This is a genomic window from Pseudarthrobacter naphthalenicus (assembly GCF_029076445.1).
Classification (GTDB): domain Bacteria; phylum Actinomycetota; class Actinomycetes; order Actinomycetales; family Micrococcaceae; genus Arthrobacter; species Arthrobacter naphthalenicus.
The window spans coordinates 1-2,527 of the sequence record NZ_JARESG010000063.1 but is presented as its reverse complement, the minus strand read 5'-3'; the positions used below and the strand labels follow the sequence as shown (position 1 = coordinate 2,527).

Below are 2,527 nucleotides of genomic sequence, written 5' to 3'. Positions count from 1 at the left end.
CGATGGGTGAGCGGACTACGCCGGCGAACCCGAAGATGCCGATGACGGGGGACGAGTACATCAACTCGCTCAAAGACGACCGTGAGGTCTGGATCTACGGGGAACGGGTCAAGGACGTCACCACTCACCCCGCTTTTCGGAACTCGATCCGTATGGCGGCCCGGTTGTACGACGCGATGCACAAACCCGAGCTGCAGGACAAGCTCATGGTCCCCACCGACACCGGGTCCGGCGGCAAGACCATGTCCTTCTTCCGCACACCGCACAGCGTCGAGGACCTCAAGAAGGACCGCGTCGCGATCGAGACCTGGGCCCGGATGAGCTACGGCTGGCTGGGCCGCTCGCCTGACTACAAGGCGGCGTTCCTGGGCACCCTGGGCGGCATGCCGGACTTCTACGAGCCCTTCCAGGAGAACGCCAAGCGCTGGTACAAGGAGTCCCAGGAAAAGGTCCTGTACTGGAACCACGCGATCATCAACCCGCCGGTGGACCGCCACCTCCCGCCGGACCAGGTCGGCGATGTCTTCATGAAAGTGGAGAAAGAAACCGACTCAGGCCTGATCGTCTCCGGCGCCAAGGTCGTGGCCACCGGATCGGCGATCACCAATTACAACTTCATCGCCCACTACGGACTGCCGATCAAGCGCAAGGAATTCGCGTTGATCTGCACAGTCCCCATGGATGCCCCCGGCGTGAAGCTCATCAGCCGTGCCTCGTACAGCCACCAGGCTGCCGTGATGGGTACCCCGTTCGATTACCCGCTCTCGAGCCGGATGGACGAGAACGACTCCGTCTTTGTTTTCGACAAAGTCCTGATCCCGTGGGAGAACGTCTTCGCCTACGGCGACGTGGAGAAGATCAATAACTTCTTCCCGCAGACCGGCTTCATCAACCGTTTCACCTTCCAGGGCGTGATCCGCCTCGCCACCAAGCTGGACTTCATCGCCGGACTATTGATGAAGGCCCTGGAAGTCGCCGGCACGCAGGACTTCCGCGGCGTCCAGACACGCGTCGGCGAGGTGCTGGGCTGGCGCAACATGTTCTACGCCCTGATCGACGGCATGACACTGAACCCGGACCAGGGCCCGAACGGCACCGTGCTGCCCAAGCTGGACTACGGCCTGTCCTACCGGATGTTCATGTCCATCGGCTACCCGCGGATCAAGGAAATCATCGAACAGGACGTCGCGTCCGGCCTGATCTACCTGAACTCCTCCGCGCTGGACTTCAAAACCCCCGAGATCCGCCCGTACCTCGACAAGTACGTCCGCGGCTCCGACGGCGTCGAGGCCGTGGACCGGGTCAAGCTCATGAAACTCCTCTGGGACTCCATCGGCACCGAATTCGGCGGCCGCCACGAACTCTACGAACGGAACTACTCCGGCAACCACGAGAACGTGAAAGCCGAGATCCTCTTGGCAGCCCAGGCCCAAGGCACCACGGACTACATGAAGGGCTTCGCGGACCAGTGCCTGGCCGAGTACGACCTCGACGGCTGGACCGTGCCGGACCTCATCAGCAACGATGACGTCAGCCTGTTCTTGAAACGACACTAGCCGACGGGAAAAGGTTGCAGGTACGGTACGGCATTCCGTGCCGTACCTGCAACCGGCTCGTCAGCGAACCCAAGAAACATCTATTCCATGACACAACACCGGCACCCCCAGGAGGGGCTATGACGTTGCAGTTTGAGCATGTAGCTCCCGTCAGCGGTGCTCTTCGGCAACGCAACCGCGGTAGCGCGATCCGCCCACACCGACCTCCTGCCCGCTGTGGGCGGGGGTTCCGCCGTCGGCCTGGCAAAAAGCGATCGCCGGGATCACCGGACTTCCCATCGTCACGGTACCCACCGGTTACGCCGGCTCAAAAGCCACCAACGTCTGGGGCATCACGGAGGGGTCCTCGGGTAAGACGCAGACAACCCCCGGCCGGCCTCGGATTCCGAGAAGAGCAAATACCCGAAGCCGTGTATCACATAACGCCCCACGTGCGGCCGTCGAATTCCGAAGCACCGTCGCTGCGGACCTGAACGGCTACTGGACTCCGCTTGAAGGGAAAGACCCCATGATTTTTCTGGCACATCACCTGGGACTGCTGTTCCACGTCACCCGCAGGCAGGACCTGGCACTGTGGGAGGCCGAGCTGGCGACCCCAACCGTCACATTGACCTCGTCCGCCTGGGTGGGCTGGCACGAAGTGGACCCCGTGGACTGACCGAGAAGAATTCACCGGCGCAGCCGGTGGCTGATGGGTTTCCGGATTGGTCAGCCGCCGCGCAGAAAGTCAGCGACCGGCTCGGCGTCACCCTCGGCTCCGTCATCGGCCCGGGCCAGAACCTCAAGGACCTGTACTCTTCGACTGGGCGAAACTGCGCGGCGTGGCCGAAAACGGCCCCGTAGTGGTCCGCCCTGACAAACACGTCGGCTGGCCCACGGACCGCTTGCCGGGTGATCATGAAGGCGCCCTTTACAGGGCCTCCGCCGCAATCCTGAGCCAGGAGAATTGACCATGAACCTGTCTTTTGAGC

Annotated in this window: 2 protein-coding genes; both read left to right on the top strand. The window is 62.5% G+C overall.

What is annotated here, in order from left to right:
• Positions 1-2 precede the first annotated feature (2 nt).
• Positions 3-1,556 (top strand): 4-hydroxyphenylacetate 3-hydroxylase family protein, encoded by a 1,554-nt coding sequence (locus tag PY310_RS21340; RefSeq protein WP_275216631.1) that lies wholly within the window; start codon positions 3-5, stop codon positions 1,554-1,556.
• A 508-nt stretch (positions 1,557-2,064) separates the two neighbouring features.
• On the top strand, positions 2,065-2,214 hold the full coding sequence (locus PY310_RS21330) for a hypothetical protein (protein WP_275216632.1): 150 nt from the start codon (positions 2,065-2,067) through the stop codon (positions 2,212-2,214).
• The last annotated feature ends 313 nt before the right edge of the window (positions 2,215-2,527 follow it).

Excerpts from the sequence above, each read along its gene's own strand:
- PY310_RS21340 (WP_275216631.1), top strand. The coding sequence starts at position 3 with ATGGGTGAGCGGACTACGCCGGCGAACCCGAAGATGCCGATGACGGGG.
- PY310_RS21330 (WP_275216632.1), top strand. The coding sequence starts at position 2,065 with ATGATTTTTCTGGCACATCACCTGGGACTGCTGTTCCACGTCACCCGC.